This window comes from Gayadomonas joobiniege G7 (assembly GCF_000300815.1).
Classification (GTDB): domain Bacteria; phylum Pseudomonadota; class Gammaproteobacteria; order Enterobacterales; family Alteromonadaceae; genus Catenovulum; species Catenovulum joobiniege.
Map to the genome: position 1 here is coordinate 22,167 of NZ_AMRX01000002.1, position 25,355 is coordinate 47,521.

Below are 25,355 nucleotides of genomic sequence, written 5' to 3' on the forward strand. Positions count from 1 at the left end.
CTTTGAATACCCTGGTTTTTTATTAAGGGTTTGTTTTATATATTGTTTTTTCTTTTTCATTAAGCTCATTGAAAAGCTACTGCTGATGTGAATAAAACTGAAAAAAGCACATTTAAATACTTGCTATTGCAAAAACAGTGGCGACCAATTTACGCTGATCAAAAGTATTTGACCAGTAATTTTATAATCTAAAATTATCTTTATAAATAAAATATAGTTATATATACGATATCATAAGCGCTGCAGGGGCATTTTTAAAAAGTGTATATCAGTAATAAAGATTTTTTGTTGGGGTAGGTGCATGGTATTAGAGAAGTTTGACCATATTTATCAGCGGGCTGCAGAGCGCAAAGGGGGCGTAGCCCACTTAGAAGCTCTACTTGGCCAGCCCTTATCAGCTGCAGAGTTGGCCACACTGGGCGATGATCGGGTATTAGCACAGTTAACTAAAAAGGTATTTAAGTCGGGTTTTGTTTGGCGAGTTGTAGAACAAAAATGGCCGGCTTTTGAAACTTTGTTTTTTAACTTTGAAATTGAAAAAATACTCATGATGCCGCCTGATATGTTAGAACGCAAAGCATCCGATCCTGCGATTATTCGCAATGCACGCAAAGTTAAAACCATTTACGACAATGCGTTAATGATTAAAGACGTGCAAACGCAAACGGGGCACTCCTTTGCAAAATTTATCGCACAATGGCCGAGCAATGATATTGTTTCATTATGGCGATATTTAAAACAGCATGGCCAACGGTTAGGTGGAAATACAGGGCCTTATGCGCTGCGCAGTTTAGGTAAAGATACTTTTTTATTAACTCAAGATGTCGAAGTTTATTTGCGAGCTAATCAGTTGATTGACGGCGGCTTAATGAGTTTACGCAGTTTATCGCAAAGCCAGGACTATTTTAATCAATGGCAGGCTGAATCTGGCCGCAGTTTGCAAGCGATAAGCCAGATCATTTCATTTAGTGTGGGTGACAATCGTGTAGGGTTAAGTTAATGCAAACACCTATAATAAGTGCGACAACAACCCCATATCTAGAGCAAGTTGCCGCTGAATTTCAACTGCCTTTGTTAACTGAAAGCGATGCGCCTTATCAATTACACTGGTCGCAAGAAAAAGATACTTTAGCTTTAGTACAAACCGATTTGCCAAAGCAGACGGGGGTCAAAGTCGACTTTTTAGACGCCGCAGTCAATTACCGGCGAGCGAATATCAGTGTTAAAAACGAGTTGATCGCTCGCGCCTGTGGATTAAAAGGCCAACAAAGGCCTAGCATTATTGATGCGACTGCAGGGTTAGGGCGAGATGCTTTTATTTTAGCTGCATTGGGCTGCAAGGTGACACTGATAGAGCGCACGCCCGCAGTGGCTGCGTTATTATTTGACGGCTTGCGCAGAGCTAGGTTGCATCCTGATTTAAGCGACTGGATAAGTCAGCGGATGCAGTTAATATATGCAAATGCGTTACAGTTAAGCGAAATCAAACAAAAACGCCAGTTGAAAGCAGACGTTGTTTATTTAGACCCTATGTTTCCACACAAAAAAAAGTCAGCCGCGGTTAAAAAAGAAATGAAATCATTTCAAGGACTGGTAGGCGCTGATGCTGATGCTGACCTGTTACTGCCACAAGCAAAATCCTGTGCCTCAAAGCGGGTAGTGGTAAAACGACCCGGATATGCTAACTTCATTAATGATGAAACCCCAGACTTTAGTGTGAAATCTAAAAAACATAGATTTGATGTATATTTAACAATGACTGAGCAGGAGAATTAAATGGGCTTATTTGATGCAATTTTGGGCAATGCCAGTGAAGCGAATGTGGAAGAAGTCGCGGCTGAATTAGCGCCTATTTTGGCTGATGACGAAACACTTGTATACGCAGCTAAAGAGATTCGAGATATGTATGTATTCACTGACCGGCGTTTATTGTTGATTGATAAACAGGGCGTAACCGGCAAAAAAGTTGAATACCACAGCATTCCATACCGAGCGATTAGTCACTTTATTATAGAAACAACAGGCCACTTTGATTTAGACGCTGAGCTAAAGATTTGGATCTCGGGTAGCGATGAAGCCATCGAAAAAGAGCTTAAAGGTGGTGAAACAACGGTCGCCATTCAAAAAGCGTTAGCGAATTACGCATTAAAAAAATAGTAGGAGAAAATAAATACAATGCCATCATTTGATATTGTCAGTGAAATAAATATTGAGTCAGCGCGCAATGCGGCTGACAACGCGCAACGAGAATTATCGACTCGGTTTGACTTTCGTGGTGTCGACGCCAGTTTTGAATACAGTGACGGTGTTGTAAAAATGCAAGCCGAAGCTGAGTTTCAGCTCAATCAAATGCAAGATATGTTGCGAGGTAAATTAGCTAAACAAAATGTTGATCCTCGCTCTGTAAAACCGGGAAAATTAGAACACTCAGGCAAAACTTTCCGGCAAAATATCACTTTTGTGCAAGGCATAGATGCTGCAACCGCTAAGAAGCTAACTAAGTTGATTAAAGACAGCAAAATTAAAGTACAAACTCAAATTCAAGGTGAGCAGGTTCGGGTAACAGGTAAAAAGCGAGACGATCTTCAGCAGGTTATGCAGTTGGTTCGTGAATCCGACTTAGAACAAGCTTTTCAGTTTAATAATTTTCGTGATTAAACTCTTACCACTTAGCAGGTTGTACACCTGCTAAGTGGATTGTTACTGTTTAACTTTTATTCATAACCGCGGATTTTTCAGGCCGCTTTATACTGGTGTCATCAAGTACATTTTGCTGCATAGAACGGCAAGGCTCACTACATCTAGGTACGCCAACTTGTTTCGCTGGCACCCCCACCACAGTCGTATGAGGCTTTACATGGTTAAGTACTACGCTGCCCGCGCCCACTTTAGAGTTACAGCCAATCTCTATATTACCAAGCACTTTAGCGCCGGCACCAATCATGACGCCGCGACGAACTTTCGGATGGCGGTCGCCGGACTGATTACCTGTCCCCCCCAAAGTGACGGACTGTAAGATAGAAACATCATCTTCTATCACTGCAGTTTCTCCAACGACTATTCCTGTAGCATGATCAAACATAACACCTTTGCCGATTTGACAAGCGGGGTGAATATCAACTGATAATACTTGGCTATTTTTACTTTGAATGAATAATGCCAATTCACGCCTGTCTGAGTGCCATAAATGGTGCGCTAACCTATGTATTTGAATCGCTTGAAACCCTTTTAAGTGCAAGAGAACGGTTAAATAAGAATGAATGGCCGGATCGCGATCAAAAACAGCTTTAATATCGTAACAGACAATATCTAAAGTAGCAGGTTCTTCTTGATAAAAGGCGTAAAATAGCTGACTGAGCTTTTCTACTGGCATTACATCATCTGCCAGCTTTTGAGCAAAAATAAAGGAAAATGCCTCAGCAGCAGAATTGTGCGTTAAAATACATTGTTGAATATAAGCTGACAGCAGAGGTTCTTTCTGCGACATCTGTCGAGCTTCTGATTGAATTAGAGTCCAAACTTGGTTACTTTGCATAGTCTTAGTCATTTTTTCGCAGATTAAGAGTTCAGGATAGGTTCTGAAGCCGTTGATATCAAGTTTGTCATTAAAACTTATTCAGATAAACCGTGTCGCTAAGGGTGCAAGTTATGATAAAACTCGTCTTATCTATATCTTTATTGGTATCTATTATTGCAAATCTTGCACTTTATCAAGCATGGCAAGAAGCTCGTCAAGTGATAGTTGCAACGCCACCAGAAGTAAGTTATCAAACAATAAGTGCACAGGCAAAACAGGCTTTTGTGAATGCTGATTATTTAACGGCTAGCCAGTTAGCCGCCATAGCGAGTGACAAAAAAGCAATAGAGCAAGCTTGGTACCAGCAAGCGGTGAAGGCGCTGACTGATCAGCAGCCAGATTTAGCCAAAAATATCCTTGAAGCCACTGCTGGTAAAATAACCAGACCCTGGCTGGTCAGATTGGCCCTACGATATCACCTTGCACTACAAAAATACTCAGAAGCCGCTGACATTATATATTCTCGAAGCCAAGCAGAGTTAACCGACATCGAGTATCAAAGTGAGTGGTTATATTTCGAAGCGCAAATGCTCGCTGTTTATGATGATCTGAAACAGCAAGGTCATTGGGAAAAAGCAGCGAAAATATTTGAAACCTTGTATTGGTATCAAGATGATCATCCAAAATTTAGCTTAGCCTTAGCTGAAAGCTACTATCATTTAGGAAAAAAGTCACAAGCGGAACAAATTTTATTATACGTGGCCGCTGATCCCGATTATCAAAGCCAAGCTGAAGCGTTGCAGGCTAAATTGTTGCAAAAGACAGTTAAATATCCGCTAAACCGGACTGGGGCGCATTATATTCTTGCAGTGAAAATTGGTCAGCAACCAGCTAACTTGATGATAGATACGGGGGCGAGCATTACTTCATTAAGTCGCCAGTTTGTTGAGCAATATATCACTGATTACCAACATCTTGGGTATAAAACGGTTAGCACGGCCAATGGCTTAGCGGAAGCAGAAGAAATTCTAGTCGCCGAGTTTACTTTGGGCACATTAACCCTAAATGATTTTACTTTGTTAATATTGGATAATTATTTTTCTCACAATGATGGCTTGTTGGGAATGAATTTTTTATCCAGATTTAAATTTAATATTGATCAGCAAGCCAGTATGCTAGTGTTGACTGAGCGTAAATCGAGCGATTAATAAATTTAATTCGCTTTTGGCCTTTTAATGCTCGACCTTTTATTTAAAGGTTTGTATTTTGTACCTATGATAAGTGAATGATAGATTTCTAATGCAGATTAACTTTACAAAAATGCATGGGCTTGGCAACGACTTTATGGTTGTTGACAACGTCACTCAAAACGTTTTTTTCTCTCCTGAGCAGGTGGCTAAACTAGCTAACCGTAATTTTGGTGTCGGCTTTGACCAATTGTTAGTGGTTGAGGCACCTTATGATCCAGAAGTTGATTTTCACTACCGGATTTTTAATTCAGATGGCAGTGAAGTAGAGCAATGTGGTAATGGTGCTCGCTGCTTTGCACGTTTTGTTCGATTAAAAGGGTTAACCAACAAACAGAACATATCTGTCAGCACAAAAAGTGGCAAGATAATTTTGCAAGTCGAGCGAGATGGGCAAGTGACGGTTGATATGGGGGTGCCCAAATTAGCACCCAAAGAAGTCCCATTTATTGCAAATACAGAAGAAAAAACTTACATCTTGCAAAGCAAAGGACAAAATGTTTTAGCTGGGGTTGCTTCGATGGGAAACCCACATTGTGTATTGACCGTAGAAGACGTAGACACTGCTCCTGTTGAAACTTTAGGACCAGAGCTAGAAAGCCATGAAAGATTTCCAGAAAAAGCGAACATTGGGTTTATGCAGGTTGTTGATCGCTCAAATATTCGCTTAAGAGTGTATGAGCGCGGAGCTGGGGAAACTTTAGCTTGTGGCACTGGGGCTTGTGCCGCTGTGGTTGTTGGTATTTTGCAAGGTAAACTAAACAATCAGGTTGAAGTAAAACTGCCAGGGGGCAAGTTAAACATTATCTGGCCAGGCGAAGGGCGATCGGTCAAAATGACTGGCCCAGTTGCTCACGTGTATGATGGGCAGATAAATATATGAGTCAGAACACAGATAAACATAAGCTTACAGAGCAGGCCATAGCAGACTATTTGTTAGCTAATCCAGATTTTTTGCTGCAAAGACAGGATGTACTCGAGCAGTTAAAATTAGTGCCTCCAATTGCTGGCACAGTTTCTTTGTTGGACCGACAGCAAGCGCTATTGCGTAAAAAAAACCAAAAACTAGAATCTGAAATGGCCGAGTTGATCAGCACAGCCAAACGCAATGAAAATATCTATAAGATATTTATTAAATTGTATATGCAGCTATTGGAGTGTCCTGACAGTGATAATTTGTTGTATTTACTCAACCAAGTTTTGCTCGATCAAATAGAACTGGATGGTTTAAAGCTAATTTTGTTTATTGCAGGCGGGGATGAAAAAACAGCTGCACTCGTAGTACCACGCCAAAACTACCAAAAAATTTTGCATGATAGGCTAAAACAAACGGACTTTTATTTTGGCCGTTTGAATCGACAAGAGATGGCCATGTTTTTTGATCCTGAAACAGATATACGTTCGGTTGCGTTGATCCGTTTAGGAGGCAATAAAGAGATGGGAATTCTGGCATTTGGTAGTCAAGATGAATTGCATTTTCAAGGCGATATGGATACGCTTTTTTTAACGCCAATGGTGACTTTGATCAACCGTTTATTGTTGGATTTTTCGAAAGAAAATAGAGAACTAGGCTAACCTTATGGTGACGTTTGACGAAGCATTAGAAGCTTATTGGGCGTATTTAAAGTTTCAAAAGCAAGTCTCTGAAAAAACCTTAATCAGTTACCAAAAACAGTTTCGCCAAATTTTGCAACTGCAACCTGCAAGCCAGCTCACTGAGCTCACTGTTCGTTATGTGCGCTCGGTTTTATCCAGCTTGCAATCAAAAGGCTATGCAGCGAGTAGCATTGCACAGGCATTGGCAGCCCTGCGTAGCTTTTGCCGCTTTGCAGTAAAACAAAATTGGCTGACAAGTAATCCAGCCGAACTGGTGCAGGCGCCGAAAGCGCCACGTAAATTGCCTAAAAACCTTGATGTAGATGAAATTCATCAATTATTAGATAGCTATAACCCAGATGATACTGTAAGTAAAAGAACCAATGTGATGATGGAATTAACCTATAGTTGCGGTTTGCGGGTTGCCGAACTAAGCGGACTTGATTGCGGTGATATCAATTGGTCAGAAAAAACAGTCAGAGTGCTGGGTAAAGGTGAAAAAGAGCGCGTATTGCCGGTTACACAAGTGGCATTAAATAAGCTCAAAAGCTGGTTGAAAGATCGTTCGATATGGTTAAAACAAGACACAGAGGCACTCTTTATATCTAATCGGGGTAATCGTTTAAGCGACCGAGTGATCCGAGAACACATGCGTAAAGCGGCAGTTGAGCAAGGGTTAAGTAAACATCTGCATCCGCATAAGTTGCGTCATTCGTTTGCAACTCATATGTTAGAAGCCAGCCGTGACCTGAGAGCCGTGCAAGAGTTGCTTGGCCACCAAAACTTATCGACAACTCAAATTTATACGCATTTAGACTTTTCCCATCTAGCTAAAGTTTATGACGAGGCACACCCAAGAGCTAAAAAACGAGGTACTTCATGATACGTTTTTACCGCAAATTTAAGCGGCCCAAGGTGCTTAGTTTTGATTTGGACGATACACTTTACGACAATGTGCCTATTATTTTGCGTGCAGAAGAAAGCTTATTATCATTTATCAACGATGAAGTAATGGATAAGCCGCTCACCGCTCAACAATGGTCACTGCATAAACAAACTTTCAGTAAGCAAAACCCACATTTAAGTCATGATGTTTCTGCCTTACGACAAGCTTTTTTGGTGGATTTTATTGCAAAACAGTTGCCTAAAAGCGAGCCCGAATTGGCGGCAAAAGCTTACCAGTTGTTTTTTGAGCAGCGTAATAATTTTAGCGTCGCAGATGCGCAAGTTGACTTGTTGCTCAGTTTAAAAAAACGCTATTTATTGGTGGCGTTAACAAACGGCAACGCCAGCCCTGATATGATTGGGTTAGGTGGCATCTTTGATTTGCAAGTCAGGCCAAACGCAGCATTAAAAATGAAACCGGATGGAAGCATTTTTAAACATACAGAACATTTGTTAGAGGTTGCCTCTGCTGATATTTTACATATTGGGGATAGCCCGCTAACAGACGTTAGCGGGGCGATTATAAACCAGTGGCAAGCGGCGTGGTACAATCCGAACAATAGTGCTTTAAATGGCGCACCCTTACCGCATTTTGAATACAGTCAGAGCGATGATTTACGCGCTTTATTATGCTGAACGATGCACTCATAAGCTGCTTGAATATCTTGGGTTTTTTCTTTTGCCATCAACACCGCCTGTTGTGGTACGCCTTGTGCACTTAATTTGTCTGGATGATGCTGTGACATTAAACGCTTATAGGCCCGTTTAACCTCTTTTAAGCTGCTTTGTTCCACTAAACCTAACACTTGATAAGCTTGGCTGATTGTCATCGCGCGGTTATATTTAGCTGAGTTATGATACTGGTTTGCGGCCATTGCCTGTTGAATTAATTGGTCTAGTTGTGTTTTGTCAAACGATAAAATTTTGCCGGCGGCATATAATAATTCTTTCGCTTTAGGGTGTAATGTCTGGTTAGCCACTGCAGCTTGAATTTGTATTTCCATATATAACTGCATGAATTCGCGGCGGCCAAAACAATAAGCTTTAAAGGTTTTTACTGTATCAGAAAATGCAAAGTCAGTATTTTTCCCGGCCCGATATGCCTGTTGAGCTTCCTGACGAACTTCATCTTTTAATTGCATGCGGTCCATTAAGGCAGATGCTAACGCGATGTCTTTTTCGGTAACGCGGCCAGAAGCTTTGGCAATATGCCCCATCACCGAAAATAATGAATGGAAGAATATTGCGCGATTTTTTAATTTAGACGACGGACTAAAAAGTCCCGAAAATCCCCCTTTTTCTTTAAAGGCTTTTGCATACCCTTTATCAAAGTAGTGTCCCAATAACAGGCCTAAAATTAAGCCGGGCCACTTTAAAAACATAAAACCAAAAATAGCGCCTAAAATTTTTCCCCAATTGCTCATTCTTCGTTCGCTCTTTGTAAAAATTTATTTAATTGCGCAAGCCGTTCAGGTGTGCCTATATCAAACCAGTTACCCAAGTAGTTATGTACTAAAACTTGCTTATTTTGGATGGCAGTTTTCAGAACTGGGCCCAAGGCTAACGGAAAACTATCATAGCCTTCGAATAAACTGGGAGCGAAAACGCCAATGCCTGCGTAGGTGAGTTTATGCTCTCCCGTGAGTGTTGCCAACTGCCCATGCTCGGCAAAGTCTCCTTGAGGATTGTGCGGCGGATTATTCACCATTACAATTAATGCTTTATGATTGCCTAGACTAACATGGCGTAATGGCGAAAAATGCATGTCTGTCCAGATATCCCCATTGACCAAAATAAAAGGCTTTTTGCCTAATAAAGGAAGGGCTTTAATAATGCCGCCTGCTGTTTCTAAGGTGCCAGGCGTTTCAAAACTATATTGAATTTTGCAGTTATAGGTGCTGCCATCCCCTAAGGTATCGGCAATTTGTTGGCCGTGCCAGCCGCAATTAATGACAATGTTTTTAATGCCCGCTTTTACCAAATCATGGATGCGATACTCAATTAGGGATTGCCCTGCAGCTTTTAATAAAGGTTTGGCGGTATGATCCGTCAACGAGCTCATCCGTTTGCCGCGACCGGCGGCCAGTATCATAGCAGTATCAATTAAAGGATTATTCATATTTGGTTCCAAACATTTGGGTGAATAAAGTGTGCTGCTGAGCCAGTTCAGAGTATTTTGCTGTCACTTCTAGAATATAGGTTTTTACTAAAGGCAGATGTTTTAGGTAGCTTGTTTTACCATCCCTTTTAGCTAAACGAACAAAGATGCCTAAACATTTTAGGTGACGTTGCAAGCCAGTCAAATCAAACCAGTATTGCCATTGTGTATCGTCGATATCCGGATAATAACTTGCCCTATATGCTTGCGAGAGCATACAGACTTGTGCTGGTGGCCATTGTTGATAACAATCTTTTAATAGTGAAACCAGATCGTATGTGAGTGGTCCTTGCACAGCCCCCTGATAATCTATTAGGGTGAGTTTATCATTAAGGTCATACATAAGATTGCGGCAATGGTAATCTCTGTGAACCAAAACTTGTTTTTGTTCGGCAAATACAGTTTGTAAACGCTCGTTTAAATTTGAGAGTATCTCTAGGTCTTTTTTTGAAAGTGTGTAATTACTTACTTCGGGTAAATACCAGTCCATAAAGATCTTGAACTCGGTGGCTATCATGGCGTTGGAATAGCTCGGCAAACCTTGTTGGTTTGCATCCAGTTGTTGAATTTGAGCGAGTTGTTGAAAACACTCTTGGTAACACTCAGCATAATTGTGTGCGTTTAAACGATCGGCTAAGTGGATTTGCGGCAAGAACTCCTGACGCATAAACCCTTGCTCAAGGTCAGCTGAGAGGACTTGGCTCACACGAATGCCTTGCTGCGTAAACCACTGGCTGAGGCGCACAAATAATGCATTGTCTTCAGTCTCTGGCGGGGCATCAACGGCAACCTGTTTAGTTTGATCGTTAAAATCGATTAAAAAATAGCGCCTAAAGCCAGCATCGGTCGAAAGTGGCGTTATGCTAAAAGGTCTATCAAGTGACAATTTAAGCCAGTCAGTCATGGCCTGAATACGATTTTTTTTCTGTGACATATAAATCTATAGGTTAAAATTAGCCGATAGTGGCTTTTTGTTTTATCATAGCCGTTTCATAGGAGTAGGGTAACCCTGCAAACCTCTCTTGTAAAAATAATAAATTGGTTAATTAGATATAGTGATTCGTTATTTTACCGCCTTGCTGAGTTTTTTCTCTTTCACCGTGACAGCGGCAGAAATGGCATGCTACGCATCAGCTAAGGTGCATAATACTAACATCAACAGCCAACAAAAAGCTTGGCCCGAAGCAGCTGATGATGCTTTGCAGATATTGTCTGATAGTACTGAAGTTGGGGTGGATCAGCCTGCGCGATTCAGAGGGCGAGTCAGTATTATCAATGGCGAAAACAGGATCACTGCTGATTCTGCTCAAATTTCGGCCAACCGGGATACACTAACCGCCCAAGGCGGAATAGAATTTATTACCCCGAATGTCACCGTTAAGAGTGATTCGCTTGATGCCAACATGGTCAATAAGGTCCTGCAATTGCATAATAGTAATTATCAGCTAGATAATTTTATGGGTCATGGAAGCGCTGAGACGTTTAAGGTCGATCAAATAAAGCGGCAAGTCTCATTAGCTGATGCCAGTTTTACGAATTGTCCACCGCAGAATCGACCCGACTGGCAAATTAAATCTACAGAAATACGGCTAGATATTGAAGAAGAATGGGGGCAAGCTTGGCACAGTCGAATTGAAGTTTTTGAAGTGCCAATACTCTATTTACCTTATTTATCATTTCCGTTGAGTGATAAAAGAAAATCTGGCTTTTTATATCCTTCGATATCTACTTCTTCTCAGCGCGGTTTAGATATTTCAGTCCCTTATTACTGGAATATAAAAGAAAATTTAGATGCCACTTTAACAACCAGAACGATGACCGATAGAGGCGTGCAATTAGGTAGCGAAGTAAGATACTTAGGGCAGGCGTACAATGGTGAATTATATCTTGAGTGGATGCCACATGATCGCCAGTTTGCGAGTTTGACTGACGGTTCATCGGCACAGCGTAGCGCTATGACATGGCAGCACCAAAATTATTTTGCCAATGATTGGCTGTTTGATGCAGATTTAACCTTTGTTAGTGATGATTCGTATGTTTCTGATTTAGAGTTTCGTGATATTAATAGTGTTGATACTTATGTTGAACGTGAACTAAATTTGCAAAAAATTGCTAAAGATTGGACGCTAGATATCAGTATCCGAGATTTTGAAGTGTTTGGACAGCATGTAAAACCTTATCGTACCTTGCCAGAAGTCAGATATTGGTATGGTGGAATGGCGCAGGCTTCTGGCTGGTCGTTTGAAATGCCGGTGGAGTTTGCTTGGTTTCAGGCACGGGATACGAGTTTACCTGAAGCCATTCGTAGCCATATAGAACCAGAACTAAGCTGGTCTATCTACCAGCCAGCGTGGGACTTTAGAGCCGAAACTTCGTTGCCTGCAACCTATTATCGGCAGGAGCAAATGCAAGACGGAGAGGTATTAAAAGATAACTACCAAACCATTACACGCGTTCTGCCTAGGTTTAGAATGAATGGGCGTTTGGTCTTTGAGCGACCACTTGATTGGTTTGGCAATATGATGGTCCAAACTTTGGAGCCCAGGGCGCAATATTTGTATGTGCCGTATCGCGATCAGTCTGATATCGGTCTGTATGATACCGCTTTGCTGCAAGACGATTATTTGGGGTTATTTCGCGAAAATCGTTTTAGTGGTTTAGATAGGATCCCTGAGTCTAACCAAATTACATTAGGGGTCACCACTCGCTTGTTAAATGACGAGAGTCGAGAAAAGCTGCGATTGTCGGTGGGCCAGATACTATTTTTAACAGAATCAAGAACGGATTTTGTTGACTACCGAGAAACAACAGAGCGAGGTGAATCAGCATTAGCTGCTGAGCTGGACTTTGATATTCGTAAAACTTGGTTTTTACATTATGGTTTGCAGTATGATACCGAAAACCAAGAGACGAGCAAAAGTCAATTAACAATAGATTATTATGTCGATGATGCTCATATAGTCCAACTTGGGCACAGGTATGTTCGTGATGTTTCTGGTAACCAGATTCAGCAAGTGAACTTAACATCGTTATGGCAATTAAATAGTCAGTGGCGGGGTTATGCCAGTTATCATTATGATTTAGAATTAGACAGAACTGTTGAGTCCCGCATTGGTCTATTATATGAATCGTGTTGTTGGCAATTATCATTTGGCTGGCAAAGTAAGATTAAAAGTGACCTAACAGCAGACGATAGTCAGTCGTCGGTTGCGACCGAACAGAGAGACTCTGGAATGTTGTTAAGCTTTACGATACGTGGATTTGGCGCCAACAGTACCCAATCTGCAAAAATTCTCGATGGTGGCATTTTTGGCTACCGCAAACCCTATTTTTTAAACCAGTGAGTTGTGCATGCTAAAAAGAACAAAATTAGTCGTCTGGATGCTGTGTTTTGCGACCTTATTAGTCGCCAACAATGTGCGCTCGGCCGAGTTACTTGACCGAGTTGCTGTTATTGTCAACCAAGACGTTATTCTAGAAAACCAAATAGAAAAAGCGATTGAAAATCTTAAACAACAAGCCGCTAGAAATGGCCAAGAGTTGCCGTCAGACAAGGCGTTACGGGTGCAAGTTACCGAAAAACTTATTTTAAACGCATTGCAACAGCAAATGGCTGAGCGGATTGGTTTGCAGGTAAGTGATGCTCAGGTGCAGCAAGCTGCGCAAAATATTGCTAAAGAACAAAAAATGTCGTTGGCTCAATTTCGCAATACCTTGATTGCACAGGGTGAAGATTATGAAGCTTTTTTAGACCAACTCAAACAAGAGATAACAGCCAACGAAGTGAAGCGTGCTATGGTCTCACGTAGAGTTTATGTCTCTCAGCAAGAAATAGATGGTTTGGTGACCTTGTTAAAAGAGCGTGGGCAACAATCTGAAGAATACCACTTAGGTCATATTTTGATCGGATTACCATCTGAACCAAAAGTCGAAGATGTAGATGCGGCAAAGCTACGTGCAGAAAAGGTACTTGAATTACTTCAAGACGATAGCAAAGACTTTAAAAAAGTTGCGATTGGTGCTTCATCTGGTCCAAAAGCTTTAGAAGGTGGCGATTTTGGTTGGATGAATATTAATGAAATGCCTACTCTGTTTGCCGAGGCTGTCACAGGTCAGAACAAAGGCAGTTTGATCGGGCCGATTCGAAGTGGCGCTGGTTTTCATATTTTAAAGATTTTTGACATTCGTGGCCGTCAATCGGTCGAAAAGTTTGAGGTAAATGCACGACATATTTTGATCAAACCGAATGTGATATTAAGTGACGCTAAAGCAAAAAATATGCTATCGGCTTTACTTCAACAGGTCGAAGCGGACGAAGCTGATTTTGCCGAATATGCGCGCTTAAATTCTGATGATCCAGGTTCAGCCGCTAAAGGAGGGGAGTTAGGTTGGGCCGATCCTGAGATGTATGTACCTGCGTTTAAAAATGCGTTGGCTGAATTAGAGCCGGGTGAATATTCAGAACCTTTCAAATCAGTTCATGGTTGGCATTTAGTACAGTTGTTAGATCGCAGAACCAGAGATGCGACAGAAACGGCTTATGAGGATCATGCTTATAGAATGTTGTTTAACCGAAAATTTAACGAAGAAGCTGAAGCATGGCTGCGAGAATTGCGCGAGCAAGGTTATGTTGAGGTTTTGGGAAAGGATAATTAATGACATATCGAATAGCGATAACCCCAGGTGAACCCGCTGGGATAGGACCAGATTTAATACTGCAGTTGGCGCAGCAAGCTTGGCCTGCGCAGCTGATAGCGGTTGCGTCGACTCAATTATTACAACAACGCGCTGAACAGTTAGGCATAGATATTACTTTATTGCCTTATGATGAAAATGAAACCGCTTCACCACAGCAAGCAGGGACTTTGCATATTATAGATGTGCCGCTGCAAGTGCCTGTGGTTTGTGGTCAACTAGATGCACAAAATGGCCATTATGTTGTAGAGACTATGCGTATCGCCTGCGAAAAAAATATGACAGGTGAGTTTGCTGCTATTGTTACTGGGCCGGTCAACAAAGGCATAATTAATAAGTCGGGGATCTCTTTTAGTGGACATACCGAATACTTTGCGCAAGAGTCTAATACGGCAGATGTGGTAATGATGTTAGCAACTGAGGGGTTGCGCGTTGCTTTAATGACTACTCATATACCTTTGGCATATGTGTCTAAAGCGATTACTTATGACAGAGTTATCAAAGTCACAGAGATTTTACATAGCGAGCTAAAAAACAAGTTTGGCATAAGCAATCCTTGTATTTATGTTTGTGGGTTAAACCCCCATGCAGGTGAAGATGGTCATTTAGGGACTGAAGAAATGACCACAATCACGCCAGCATTGGATCACTTGCGTACGCAAGGCATGGATATTGTTGGACCCTTGCCAGCTGATACCTTATTTCAAGAAAAATACCTGAAAAAAGCGGATGCCGTTTTATCTATGTACCACGACCAAGGTTTAACCGTGCTCAAATACAAAGGGTTTGGACGGGCAGTAAATATTACCCTAGGTCTTCCTTTTGTGCGTACTTCTGTTGACCATGGCACAGCGCTAGACTTAGCAGGCACAGGCGAAGCGGACTGTGGCAGCTTTAGAGTGGCATTAAACGAAGCAATAAAATTAGCGGCAGAGCATAATAATGACTGATGGTATTCATTTGGGACACAAGGCCCGCAAGCGCTTTGGACAAAACTTTTTAACCGACGATAATGTAATTGATAATATCGTTCACGCTATCGATCCAGATGATAAGCATATTATGGTTGAAATTGGGCCTGGACTTGGTGCGCTGACGTTTCCGGTTTTAGAATATTGCTCGCACCTAAATGTGGTGGAGTTAGATAAAGACTTAGTTGCGCGTTTTGAAGAAGATGCTTTGTTAGCCAGAAAAATGACCATCTATCAAGCCGACGCAATGAAGTTTGATTTTTCTAGCTTGTTACAAGCAGATCGAAAGCTAAAAGTATTCGGAAATTTACCCTACAATATCTCTACCCCTTTGATGTTCCATTTATTTAACTACTGTGATCAGATTGCACAGATGCACTTTATGTTGCAAAAAGAAGTTGTTGATCGCATGTGTGCTGAGCCAGGCAGCAAAGCTTTTGGTAAGCTTTCTGTGATGACTCAGTATTATTGCCACAACGAGGTGGTGATAAAAGTACCACCAACAAGTTTTAACCCCCCACCCAAAGTGGACTCAGCTGTAGTGAGGTTAACGCCAAAAGCCGAGCGTGCTGATATTGAGCCGGCAATCCTTGAGCGAGTGGCTGCTGCTGCTTTTAATCAGCGCCGTAAAACCATTCGCAATAGCTTAAAAGAGTTAATCTCAGCCGATCAGTTGATCGCATTAGATTTAGACCCAACTGCTCGAGCGGAAGCTTTGCAGTTGGATGATTTTGTTCGCATTGGTCAATTTATAAGTCGTAATCAATCATGAATGAAGAATTAGCAAAGCAGGTAAATGTCAGTACTGAAGTGCATTATATTGACGATCAGTCCGATCCTGAGCAAAATCGTTATGTATTTGCTTATACTATCAGTATTACTAATGAGAGTGAGGTTGCTACCCAGCTTAAATCTCGCGCTTGGGTGATCACAGACAGCAATGGTAAAGTTAGCGAGATTAGTGGTGAAGGCGTAGTCGGTAAACAGCCAGTGATAGCGCCTGGGAAAACTTTTGTGTACACAAGTGGCGCAGTGGTGGAAACGCCCGTTGCAACCATGCAAGGAAAGTACAATATGCTTGATACAGAGATAGGTGTGGGCTTTGAGGTGGATATTCCAGTGTTTCGTCTAGCGCAGCCTAATATTTTAAACTAATGGCACATTATTTTGTTGGCGATATACAGGGCTGTTATGACGAACTGAATCGTTTGTTAGAGCAGGTGCGTTTTGATCCAGCAAAAGATATTTTGTGTCCGGTTGGTGATTTAATTGCTCGCGGCCCAGCCTCAGAAAAAGTGGCTGATTTAATGCTGCAGCTAAAAAGTTCTGTGCTACCTGTGCTGGGTAATCACGATATTCATTTTTTATCGGTTTGCCACGGACTTTTTAAATTAAAAAAGAAAGACGGCTTGGCTAAGTTATTTGACTCAGCTTGGCGTGATGAATACACCCGTTGGCTCGTGCAGCAGCCCTTGATCCGTTACTTTCCACAGTTTGATCTTTATATGAGTCACGCGGGTTTACATCCTCAAGTCGCTTATACCCAGCAAATCGAGCTGGCTGAAGAAGCTATGCAGAATTTGCGAGGGAAACAGCAAAAAGAATGGCTTAGCCGTATGTACGGGGCTAAAACAGGATCTTATAACGAGCAACTGGGCAGAGCAGAGCGGTTTCGTTTTATTATTAATGTGACAACCCGGATGCGTTATTTACATGAAGATGGTTCGTTGGAGTTTGCCCATAAAGATGCGCCTGACAATACCCCTAATTTGGTACCCTGGTTTGATTACCCACAAAAGCATAATAATAACAGCCGCATAGTGTTTGGTCATTGGGCATCTCTGTTAGGTCATACACAAAGAGACGACAGGCTTGCGTTAGATACAGGCTGCGTTTGGGGCAACAAATTAACCGCCTATTGCCCCGAGCACAATAGATATTATTTTCAAGCATCGGCCAGCGGCTAAATTAATAACCATGAAGCTGTGCCGAGAAATGCAAAAATACCCACGATATCTGTTACAGTTGTTAATATTACACCGCCGGCTAATGCAGGATCTATTTTAAATTTTTTCAAAATAAGTGGCACAGCAACACCTGAAATACCTGCGGCTAACATATTCATCAGCATCGCAAACGCGATGACGCATGCTAACAAAACATCCTGTTTCCAAATCCCGACAATGCCGGCAATTAAAATGGCCCATATCATGCCATTTAACATCCCAATGGTGATCTCTTTTAACATTAAACTTCGGGTATTACTGCTGGACACATGGCCCAAAGCAATTGCGCGGATCACCAATGTTAGCGTTTGGTTTCCGGCAACTCCGCCCATGCTAGGGACTATGGTATTTAATATAGCTAATACTGCTAATTGACTTAAAACATCTTCAAATAAGCCACTAACCATAGCGGCAAGCAAGGCCGTGACTAGGTTAACAGCAAGCCAAATAGAACGTTTTTGAGTACTCTGTACAACAGGTGCAAAGGTATCTTCTTCATCGTCTAGACCCGCCATACTCATCATTGAATGTTCTGCGTCTTCACGAATAATATCCACCATATCATCGATCGTAATTCGGCCAAGCAGGTGGTTACGTTCGTTCACAACTGGGGCTGAAACCCAATTATGACGTTCAAACATCTTTGCAGCTTCTGTTTCTGATAAAGTTGCGGGAATGGCTAAAATATCTTGCTCCATTAAATTTGCAATTTCAGTTTCTGGCTGCGCGGTTAATAAATCACTTAAGGCGACTCGACCAATTAATACATCATCCTTATCAACCACAAATAGGCTATCGGTATCATTGGGTAATTTAGCGCGCATACGCAGATATCTCAGCACAACTTCTACCGTCACATCTGGCCTGATAGTGACAGTGTCGGTGCTCATAACCGAGCCGGCGGTAAACTCGTCATAAGCCAACGCCAGCTCTGCGCGATGTCTATCTTGGCTATCTAACGAGTTTAATACTTCTTGGTAGAGGTCATCAGGTAAGCTTCTCAGTAACTCAGCTAAGTCATCAGTCGCCATGCCTTCGGTTGCTTCAGCAACAGCTTCGGGCATCATTTGGCTCACAATGCTATTACGAACTTCTTCACTTAGCTCTTCAAGGATCTCACCATGAAACTCAGAGTCAATGAGTTGCCAAAATGCAGATCGGGTTTTAACCGGTGAAGATTCAAGGATGAAAGCAACATCACCGACCGGCATATTGTGGAGGGCATTACGCACGTGCACAAACATACCGCGGTTGAGGGCTGCGGTTAGTTCATGCAAGGTGTTACTGGAAAGAGTTTGCTCGTAAGCTTCAGACATATAACTGCCTTATTCCGTTGTGCAGTGAAATAATTGCAGATTAGTTTAACCAAAGTATTGGTAATTACCAGTTAATCTGCCTCATTAAATCCCGCTTCTATGAGCTGCTGCACAGCTTGCATGGCCGATTCAGCATCTGTGCCGGTGCAGCGAACCAGAATCTCACTGCCAGTGGCACCTGCCAGCATTAATAACGCCATCACACTATTTGCATTTGCTTTTTTATCACCACAAATAATTAAAACTTCACTTTGATAAGATTGTGATAATTGCACGAGTTGAGTGGCTGCTCTGGCGTGTAGTCCCAGTTTATTTTTAATATAAAGTGTTTTTTCAACAGTTCGCATTTGGTTTGTATTTATCTTCTTCTCGATGGATGGTTGAGACATCCACATTGTTATAACGCCCGTTAAAGTGCTTACCAAGTTGATCTGCAATATAAACAGATCTGTGTTTTCCACCAGTACATCCGATAGCCACAGTGACATAGCTGCGGTTATTTTGCTCTAACATGGGCAGCCAGGTTTCAATGCAGTCGGCTACTTTTTCAATAAAGTCGGGTACTTCTTTATGGCCAGATAAAAATGCCTGTACGTTTGCATCTAATCCTGTATTCGCCCTCAATGATTCATCCCAATGAGGGTTGGGTAAAAAGCGAGCATCAAATACATAATCAGCATCTGACGGTAAGCCAAATTTAAAACCAAATGATTGAAAAACTAACCTTAAATGACCTGCTCTTTTATTTAATACTTTTTGGGTAATTATCTTATTTAGGTCATGAATACTCAGCTCACTGGTATCTATTAATAAATTGCTAATTTCTTTAATCGGTGTGAGCAGCTCTGCTTCTTGACGGATAGCTTCTTCTAAATTTAGGCCTGCTTGTAGTAACGACAGAGGATGCACACGGCGTGTTTCTGAATATCTTTTCAGAAGCGATTTATCACTTGAGTCCATGTATATTACATTCACATCGTAGGACTTTTGTAAGCTAGTTAAAGTGCCTGTTAAATCATGCCGCCAATCTGAAAAGTTTCGGATATCTAGGTTTAATGCAACTCTAGGATACTTATTGTGCAGGGCCTCTGGTAAAAACTGAAGCAATTGAATTGGTATATTGTCAATGCAGTAAAAACCTGCATCTTCAAGTTGATCCAAGGCGGTTGATTTTCCCGAACCTGAGCGGCCGGAAATGATAACAAGTTGCAGCATGGCTTATTCCGTGATGGCGTTATATAACTCTTGGTTAGTTTCTGCACATCTTATCTTTTTTATTGTCTGTTTGTCAGATAATTTTTGCGCAACTGCAGCAAGTGACTTGAGATGGGCATTACACTCGCCATCTGGCACTAAAAGGGCAAAAAAAACATTCACTGGTTGGTTGTCTATCGCATCAAACTCAATGGGTGACTCTGTCGTAACCAAAACAGCAACAGGTTGACCTGCATTTGGCAAACGGCCATGCGGAAGTGCAATGCCATTGCCTATGCCTGTACTGCCGACACGCTCTCGATTTAACAGGGCATCTAAAATTTCTTGCTCGGTTAAATTGCTAACATGTTGAGCAGCGATTTGGCTCACGTGTTCGATGAGGCGTTTTTTACTAGAAACCGGCACTGCACACTCAGTGCAGTCCGGTGTAAGAAAAGATTTGATATCCATTAATGGCGTTTCATTTTTTCTTTATGTTTAATAACCTGGCGATCTAGCTTGTCGATTAAAGAATCGATAGCTGCATACATATCGTTGTGTTCAGCGTTGGCAAATACTTCACCACCGTTTAAATGCAAAGTTGCTTCGGCAATTTGATTGAGCTTCTCAACATTGAGGATGACATACACATTATTTATGTGGTCAAAATGACGCTCAAGCTTTGCAAACTTAGTGTCCACATAGTTTTTTAATGAGTCTGTAATATCTACATGTCGACCGGTTAAATTGATTTGCATAGGCTGTTTCCTTCTGGTTAAGACCTTCAAAGAAGGCTTTTACGTTGATTAGATGGCGGAATTGATAGCGACTCGCGGTATTTGGCAATGGTCCTTCGGGCCACCTTAATACCTTGATCGGCTAACAAATCTGCTATCTTACTGTCACTTAAAGGTTTTGCTGCGTTTTCAGCAGAAATCAATTTTTTAATTAACGCTCGAATTGCGGTTGATGAACACTCACCGCCATTTTCAGTACTCACATGACTTGAGAAAAAGTATTTCAACTCAAAAATGCCGCGTGGCGTATGCATATACTTTTGTGTCGTCACCCGTGATATGGTCGACTCATGCATTTCTACTTCTTCTGCAACGTCATTTAATACTAAAGGTTTCATAGCTTCATCGCCATGCTCAAAAAAACCTTGTTGTTGTTTTACAATACACCTTGCTACTTTTAACAGAGTTTCATTGCGACTTTCAAGGCTTTTTATAAACCATTTGGCTTCTTGCATGTGACTGCGGATAAATTGACCGTCTGCACTATTGCGCGCCGTTTTACTCAAAGCAGCATACTCAGAGTTAATTTTAAGTCTAGGAACACTGTCAGGGTTCAGCTCAACAACCCATTCATTTTTATTTTTAAAAACAGCGACATCCGGCACTATATATTGTGCTTCTTCGGCCACAACGGCATTGCCTGGGCGCGGATTAAGTGAATGAATTAATTTCATCACTTCTTTTAGGTCACTTTCTTTTAGTCTAGTCTTCCTTGCCAAAGTTCGATAGTCCCGATTGGCTAAAAGATCGATAAAATTTGCGATAATGTGTTTGGTTTCAGCTAGAAAAGGGGTTTCAGGTACAAATTGATTCAATTGTACTAATAAACATTCTTTTGTATCACGTGATGCAGCGCCAATTGGATCAAACATCTGAATACGTTTTAGAACCGCTTCAACTTCGTCTAACTCTATTTCTTCGTCACCTAAGCTGGCTAAAATATCTTCAATGGGGATGGTTAAATAACCTGAGTCGTCCACTGCGTCTATGATAGCGGTTGCAATACAGCGATCCGTTGGGCTAAAGGGAGTTAAATCCATCTGCCAAGCAAGATGGTCTCTGATCGAGGTAATGGTTTCACCTTGGTAAACTGAGTCATCATCTGGCATCACACCACCGGCAGCGCTGCTGCTACCTGAACTAAAATGGTCGTCCCAGTTACTGTCAGTTGGCAGGTCCTCGGGAATATCTTCGCGTGATATTTCGTCTCTGCTATCAGATTGTTTATCTATTTCATTGTCGTTATTAGCTTGTTTTTCTAATTTTTCTTGTTTTGCACTTAATGCATCAAGCGATTCAAATTCTTCGCTGTTTTCTTCGTTTTCTAACATTGGGTTGGCGTCTAGCGCCTCTTGAATCTCTTGCTGTAAATCCAATGTCGACAACTGCAGCAAGCGGATAGCCTGTTGCAGTTGTGGGGTCATTGTTAAGTTTTGACCAAATTTTAGTTGAATCGATTGCTTCATGAATGACTGCTTTTTATAACTTAAATTGTTCGCCCAAATAGACGCTGCGAACCTGCTGGTTATTTAACACGTCTTTTGGACTACCCGATGCAATAAGTTGTCCTTGACTAACTATATAAGCTTTTTCACAGACATCCAATGTTTCTCTTACGTTATGATCTGTGATCAGCACCCCTAAACCACGATCTCTTAAATGCGTGATGATCCTTTTTATATCTATTACTGAGATAGGATCAACGCCGGCAAAGGGTTCATCCAATAAAATAAACTTTGGATCCGCTGCTAATGCGCGGGCAATTTCAACTCGGCGACGTTCACCACCAGATAATGCCATTCCCTCACTATCTCTTATATGGGTGATATGAAACTCTTCAAGTAGTTCTTCCATTTTTGCTTGTTTTTCTTTTTTGTTTAGGTCTTTTCGCATCTCCAAAATGGAGTACAAATTTTGCGTGACGGTCAACTTGCGAAAGATAGAAGATTCTTGCGGTAAATATCCAACCCCTGCCCGAGCTCTTTCATGCATAGGAAAGTAGGTCATATCAACGTCGTTCATCAAGATTTTGCCTGCATCGTTTTCCACGAGGCCAACAATCATATAAAAGGTTGTCGTTTTACCAGCACCATTGGGCCCTAATAATCCAACAATGCTGCCGGAATCTACTTGCAAAGATACGTTTTTAACGACTTGGCGCTTTTTATAAGATTTAGCGAGGTTACTTGCGCTTAACGTAGCCATTATTCTTCCTGTTTACGAGGGGTTAATACGGTTCTAACTTTCTCGCCTGATTTTTGTTTACTAGAGGCAACCAGTTTTTGCTCATTCAGCTGATATTCAATTTTTTCACCGCTTATGTGACTGCCTGGTTGGCTTAATTTAGCTTGGCCGGTTAGCGTTAATATACGGGCCCCCACTTGGTAATGAATAGTTAGCGCTTCTGCGGTTAACTGCTCGCCATTATCTAATGTTTGGCGATAAATGGCTGGGGTGCCAGTTGCAATTAAAACATCTTGGCCTTGTTCTTCATTATCGGCTTTAATCACCTCTAACTTAACAGCTTGCATGCTGAGTGAGCCTTGTTGTACTTCTACTTCGCCGCTAAAAGTTAGGGTATTACTTTTAATATCCAGCTTTTGCTCATTCGCATCGATGACTATGTTTTGGTTAAAATCGCTTTGTACTGCGTAGCCGGGTAGAATATTCAACAAACACAGGATTAATACAAGTTTTTTATTCAACACTATATTGCGCCTTAACATTATTTTTTAGTTCAAACTCTTTAGTTTTTAAGTCACCCGTTAGCCCTTGGCCAGTAAAGGTAAGTCGTTGGGCTGTGCCTTTTACTTCAGACGTCGTGGATATTTTTTGGTTGTTTAAGTCGATCACCAAACGCTTAACATATAGGGTATCAAACCAAGGCGTAGGGGTTTGCGCAGCGACTTGTACATTACCTTCTAACTCTAATTTATTGTTTTCATAAATCACACTTTCATCTGAACTTATCTGCCAATTGTCTTTTTGCTGTTGCGAATAGAGAAAATATACTGGCTTTTTAAAATAGGTAAATTTTAGCTCTTGGTAATGCTCTAATGAGGCGGCACTAAGTTGCCTGAGTGGGGTACCTGATTCACTATATTCGCGCCGTGTTAGCTTTTCTAGTTTATAATCCGGTTGCACCACTTCTTCTTGTCGGTTTTGTTCCTGTTGCGGTTCACTCCAGCTTCGCCAAAAATATTGGCTAATTGCAATTATGATGACGACTGAAAGCAGTAACTGCTTCATACACTCATTCCTTGCGCCTGTAATAGTTGTCCACGGCTTTCTAATAATAAATCACAGATTTCACGAACCGCGCCAAAGCCACCACGTGTTTCGGTGGTATATTGACTTATGCGGTTAATGATTGGGTGCGCATCGGCCACGGCGATGGCAAGTCCAACCTGTTGCATGACCGAATAATCTGGCATGTCATCGCCAATATAAGCAATGTTTTGATCTTCTAGTTGGCAGGCTTGTTTGAGCTCGTTATAAGCAGACACTTTGTTTTCTTGACCTTGATAGATATGTTGAATGCCTAAACTATGCATTCGTTTTTCTACAATGTTAGATTTTCGCCCGGTGATCACTGCTACTTGTATACCCGCGTTAATAATTGCTTTTATACCAAAGCCATCGCGGGTGTGAAAGGCTTTAAGCTCTTCACCTTGATTGCCCAGATAGATACGACCATCTGAAAACACACCATCAATATCACAGATCAATAATTTTATATGGCTTAGCTGTTTAAAAAGTTTTTCTTCTATTGGTCCGTAAAGTGTATTTTTTATCATAGTTATCCCGCCTGATTAAAAAGTAAAAATTGGTAACCGACAAAACAAGCAAACAAGACACCACCTTCAATTCGGTTAATTTTTTTTACACCACGGTCAAACCCAACTGCAAGAATAATCAGCAGCAAAGTAACCCCTAACATGATCACACCGTCACGATTGACGGCAGCCGGGTCAATTGCACCTGGTGCAATAATGCCGGGTATGCATAACACTGCTAAGGCGTTAAAAATATTTGACCCAACTATATTTCCAAGGGCTAAGTCATCTTCGCCCTTTAAGACACCTGCAATCGAAGCAGCTAATTCAGGCAATGAGGTACCAATGGCAATAATAGTTAAGCCAATCACTAAATCGCTAATACCAAAATACTGGGCGATGAAAACAGCAGATTCGACTAAATAATGACTGCTGGCTAATAACAATATTAAACCAAATACAAGCCAAAAAATTGCCCTTGGCAAGGGCACATTGTCAGGTACTTCTTCGTTAACATCGCTGGCAAACTTATCTTCTGCTGTTTGTTTTTGCGCGCGAATCGAAGAAATGGCCAGCCAGCTCAGTGTGATGATAAACAAAACTGCCAAGCTAAAACCTTCAAACCGAGTAAAATTTAAGTCCCAAATACAATAAACGGCTATTATCGAAGTTAGCATTATGATTGGAAGTTCGCGGCGAATGGTCTGAGAACCCACTAACATCGGTTTTAACAAAGCGGTTGCACCTAATACTAAGGTAATATTTGTGATGTTGGAGCCAATCACATTACCTATCGCTGTATCTGGTTTGTCGGCTAAAGCAGCCGCAGCGGCGACCATCATTTCTGGGGCCGAAGAGCCCATAGCTACGATTGTTAAACCTATGATAAGTGGCGATAAACCAAAGTTACGGGCGAGTGCGGCAGCACCGTATACAAATTTATCGGCACTCCAAACTAAAATAGTTAAACTAATAAGCAGTAAAACAACGTTTAAAAGCATGCTGGTCCGTAATGATACAAAAAAAAGGGCTGTGCTGGCTATTATACTGATAACGCCAAGACTTGCATTAAATCTGTTTCCGGTACTTGCTCACAAAATCATTTGAAACTTTTAGCACTAAAAAGGGTTCTAGATA

At 41.5% G+C, this 25,355-nt stretch carries 30 protein-coding genes; 15 read left to right on the plus strand and 15 right to left on the minus strand.

The genetic code is table 11. The features are described from left to right. Positions 1-301: 301 nt before the first annotated feature. The 4 genes from C727_RS0103520 to C727_RS0103535 are packed head-to-tail and all read left to right on the plus strand — an operon-like array spanning position 302 to position 2,658. On the plus strand, positions 302-1,000 hold the full coding sequence (locus tag C727_RS0103520) for a DNA-3-methyladenine glycosylase I (protein ID WP_017444244.1): 699 nt from the start codon (positions 302-304) through the stop codon (positions 998-1,000). Continuing rightward, entirely contained in the window at positions 1,000-1,776 is a 777-nt protein-coding gene (locus C727_RS0103525) for a class I SAM-dependent methyltransferase (protein ID WP_017444245.1), read from the plus strand. Before C727_RS0103520 ends, C727_RS0103525 begins: the two co-directional genes overlap by 1 nt. After that, positions 1,777-2,157, plus strand: coding sequence for a PH domain-containing protein (locus tag C727_RS0103530; RefSeq protein WP_017444246.1), 381 nt, complete (start codon positions 1,777-1,779; stop codon positions 2,155-2,157). A gap of 18 nt (positions 2,158-2,175) precedes the next feature. Next, positions 2,176-2,658: a YajQ family cyclic di-GMP-binding protein gene (locus tag C727_RS0103535; RefSeq protein ID WP_017444247.1), complete on the plus strand. Its 483-nt coding sequence runs from the start codon at positions 2,176-2,178 to the stop codon at positions 2,656-2,658. Between the two features lie 49 nt (positions 2,659-2,707). On the opposite strand, the gene cysE is transcribed toward C727_RS0103535, so the two are convergent. Continuing rightward, the gene (gene cysE, locus C727_RS0103540; protein ID WP_237742311.1) at positions 2,708-3,547 is read right to left on the minus strand and encodes a serine O-acetyltransferase; all 840 of its coding nucleotides are present in this window, start codon (positions 3,545-3,547) and stop codon (positions 2,708-2,710) included. Between the two features lie 101 nt (positions 3,548-3,648). On the opposite strand from cysE, the gene C727_RS0103545 reads away from it, so the two are divergent. From C727_RS0103545 to C727_RS0103565, 5 genes are all read left to right on the plus strand, one after another. Further along, positions 3,649-4,725: a TIGR02281 family clan AA aspartic protease gene (locus C727_RS0103545; protein WP_017444249.1), complete on the plus strand. Its 1,077-nt coding sequence runs from the start codon at positions 3,649-3,651 to the stop codon at positions 4,723-4,725. Positions 4,726-4,816: 91 nt separating this feature from the next. Continuing rightward, complete coding sequence (dapF, locus tag C727_RS0103550) at positions 4,817-5,647, plus strand: diaminopimelate epimerase (RefSeq protein ID WP_017444250.1); 831 nt, start codon at positions 4,817-4,819, stop codon at positions 5,645-5,647. After that, positions 5,644-6,339, plus strand: coding sequence for a DUF484 family protein (locus C727_RS0103555; protein ID WP_017444251.1), 696 nt, complete (start codon positions 5,644-5,646; stop codon positions 6,337-6,339). The genes dapF and C727_RS0103555 overlap by 4 nt, the downstream gene beginning before the upstream one ends. Before the next feature lie 4 nt (positions 6,340-6,343). Then, positions 6,344-7,243 carry a tyrosine recombinase XerC gene (gene xerC / locus C727_RS0103560; protein ID WP_017444252.1) on the plus strand — a complete coding sequence of 300 codons (900 nt, stop codon included), beginning with the start codon at positions 6,344-6,346 and terminating at the stop codon, positions 7,241-7,243. Continuing rightward, positions 7,240-7,941: an HAD family hydrolase gene (locus C727_RS0103565; protein WP_017444253.1), complete on the plus strand. Its 702-nt coding sequence runs from the start codon at positions 7,240-7,242 to the stop codon at positions 7,939-7,941. The genes xerC and C727_RS0103565 overlap by 4 nt, the downstream gene beginning before the upstream one ends. Here the strand turns inward: C727_RS0103565 and djlA are convergent. From djlA to C727_RS17905, 3 genes are read right to left on the minus strand one after another with little or no spacing between them, the layout of a single operon-like run. Continuing rightward, positions 7,908-8,729: a co-chaperone DjlA gene (djlA, locus tag C727_RS0103570; RefSeq protein WP_017444254.1), complete on the minus strand. Its 822-nt coding sequence runs from the start codon at positions 8,727-8,729 to the stop codon at positions 7,908-7,910. The two genes, C727_RS0103565 and djlA, sit on opposite strands and share 34 nt — an antisense overlap. Continuing rightward, positions 8,726-9,424 carry an N-acetylmuramate alpha-1-phosphate uridylyltransferase MurU gene (gene murU / locus C727_RS0103575; protein ID WP_017444255.1) on the minus strand — a complete coding sequence of 233 codons (699 nt, stop codon included), beginning with the start codon at positions 9,422-9,424 and terminating at the stop codon, positions 8,726-8,728. The genes djlA and murU overlap by 4 nt, the downstream gene beginning before the upstream one ends. Further along, entirely contained in the window at positions 9,417-10,397 is a 981-nt protein-coding gene (locus C727_RS17905; RefSeq protein WP_017444256.1) for an aminoglycoside phosphotransferase family protein, read from the minus strand. Before C727_RS17905 ends, murU begins: the two co-directional genes overlap by 8 nt. Positions 10,398-10,578: 181 nt before the next feature. Between C727_RS17905 and C727_RS0103585 the strand changes: the two genes are divergently transcribed. Genes C727_RS0103585 through C727_RS0103610 form a run of 6 tightly spaced genes read left to right on the plus strand, consistent with a single transcriptional unit; the run spans position 10,579 to position 17,096 of the window. Continuing rightward, entirely contained in the window at positions 10,579-12,807 is a 2,229-nt protein-coding gene (locus C727_RS0103585) for an LPS-assembly protein LptD (RefSeq protein ID WP_237742312.1), read from the plus strand. 7 nt (positions 12,808-12,814) lie between these two features. Next, the gene (gene surA / locus C727_RS0103590; protein WP_017444258.1) at positions 12,815-14,119 is read left to right on the plus strand and encodes a peptidylprolyl isomerase SurA; all 1,305 of its coding nucleotides are present in this window, start codon (positions 12,815-12,817) and stop codon (positions 14,117-14,119) included. Next, positions 14,119-15,108, plus strand: coding sequence for a 4-hydroxythreonine-4-phosphate dehydrogenase PdxA (gene pdxA, locus C727_RS0103595; protein WP_017444259.1), 990 nt, complete (start codon positions 14,119-14,121; stop codon positions 15,106-15,108). The genes surA and pdxA overlap by 1 nt, the downstream gene beginning before the upstream one ends. Further along, positions 15,101-15,901, plus strand: coding sequence for a 16S rRNA (adenine(1518)-N(6)/adenine(1519)-N(6))-dimethyltransferase RsmA (gene rsmA / locus C727_RS0103600; RefSeq protein WP_017444260.1), 801 nt, complete (start codon positions 15,101-15,103; stop codon positions 15,899-15,901). The genes pdxA and rsmA overlap by 8 nt, the downstream gene beginning before the upstream one ends. Then, positions 15,898-16,284, plus strand: coding sequence for a Co2+/Mg2+ efflux protein ApaG (gene apaG / locus C727_RS0103605; protein ID WP_017444261.1), 387 nt, complete (start codon positions 15,898-15,900; stop codon positions 16,282-16,284). Before rsmA ends, apaG begins: the two co-directional genes overlap by 4 nt. Further along, complete coding sequence (locus tag C727_RS0103610; RefSeq protein WP_017444262.1) at positions 16,284-17,096, plus strand: symmetrical bis(5'-nucleosyl)-tetraphosphatase; 813 nt, start codon at positions 16,284-16,286, stop codon at positions 17,094-17,096. Before apaG ends, C727_RS0103610 begins: the two co-directional genes overlap by 1 nt. Here the strand turns inward: C727_RS0103610 and mgtE are convergent. The 11 genes from mgtE to C727_RS0103665 form a co-directional block, all read right to left on the minus strand. Continuing rightward, complete coding sequence (mgtE, locus tag C727_RS0103615) at positions 17,093-18,451, minus strand: magnesium transporter (RefSeq protein WP_017444263.1); 1,359 nt, start codon at positions 18,449-18,451, stop codon at positions 17,093-17,095. The two genes, C727_RS0103610 and mgtE, sit on opposite strands and share 4 nt — an antisense overlap. A gap of 71 nt (positions 18,452-18,522) precedes the next feature. Then, positions 18,523-18,798, minus strand: coding sequence for an HPr family phosphocarrier protein (locus C727_RS0103620; RefSeq protein ID WP_017444264.1), 276 nt, complete (start codon positions 18,796-18,798; stop codon positions 18,523-18,525). Beyond that, complete coding sequence (gene rapZ / locus C727_RS0103625) at positions 18,785-19,663, minus strand: RNase adapter RapZ (protein WP_026052541.1); 879 nt, start codon at positions 19,661-19,663, stop codon at positions 18,785-18,787. Before rapZ ends, C727_RS0103620 begins: the two co-directional genes overlap by 14 nt. Before the next feature lie 6 nt (positions 19,664-19,669). Further along, positions 19,670-20,116: a PTS IIA-like nitrogen regulatory protein PtsN gene (ptsN, locus tag C727_RS0103630; RefSeq protein ID WP_017444266.1), complete on the minus strand. Its 447-nt coding sequence runs from the start codon at positions 20,114-20,116 to the stop codon at positions 19,670-19,672. Beyond that, positions 20,116-20,403: a ribosome hibernation promoting factor gene (hpf, locus tag C727_RS0103635; protein WP_017444267.1), complete on the minus strand. Its 288-nt coding sequence runs from the start codon at positions 20,401-20,403 to the stop codon at positions 20,116-20,118. Before hpf ends, ptsN begins: the two co-directional genes overlap by 1 nt. 26 nt (positions 20,404-20,429) lie before the next feature. Beyond that, a complete protein-coding gene (locus C727_RS0103640; RefSeq protein WP_017444268.1) occupies positions 20,430-21,908 on the minus strand; it encodes an RNA polymerase factor sigma-54 in 1,479 nt (492 codons plus the stop codon). A gap of 13 nt (positions 21,909-21,921) precedes the next feature. Next, a complete protein-coding gene (lptB, locus tag C727_RS0103645) occupies positions 21,922-22,647 on the minus strand; it encodes an LPS export ABC transporter ATP-binding protein (RefSeq protein ID WP_017444269.1) in 726 nt (241 codons plus the stop codon). Continuing rightward, the gene (lptA, locus tag C727_RS0103650; RefSeq protein WP_017444270.1) at positions 22,647-23,150 is read right to left on the minus strand and encodes a lipopolysaccharide transport periplasmic protein LptA; all 504 of its coding nucleotides are present in this window, start codon (positions 23,148-23,150) and stop codon (positions 22,647-22,649) included. Before lptA ends, lptB begins: the two co-directional genes overlap by 1 nt. Continuing rightward, entirely contained in the window at positions 23,140-23,691 is a 552-nt protein-coding gene (lptC, locus tag C727_RS0103655) for an LPS export ABC transporter periplasmic protein LptC (protein WP_017444271.1), read from the minus strand. The genes lptA and lptC overlap by 11 nt, the downstream gene beginning before the upstream one ends. Then, complete coding sequence (gene kdsC / locus C727_RS0103660) at positions 23,688-24,239, minus strand: 3-deoxy-manno-octulosonate-8-phosphatase KdsC (RefSeq protein ID WP_017444272.1); 552 nt, start codon at positions 24,237-24,239, stop codon at positions 23,688-23,690. The genes lptC and kdsC overlap by 4 nt, the downstream gene beginning before the upstream one ends. Positions 24,240-24,241: 2 nt before the next feature. Beyond that, positions 24,242-25,219 carry a calcium/sodium antiporter gene (locus tag C727_RS0103665; RefSeq protein ID WP_017444273.1) on the minus strand — a complete coding sequence of 326 codons (978 nt, stop codon included), beginning with the start codon at positions 25,217-25,219 and terminating at the stop codon, positions 24,242-24,244. Between the last annotated feature and the right edge of the window lie 136 nt (positions 25,220-25,355).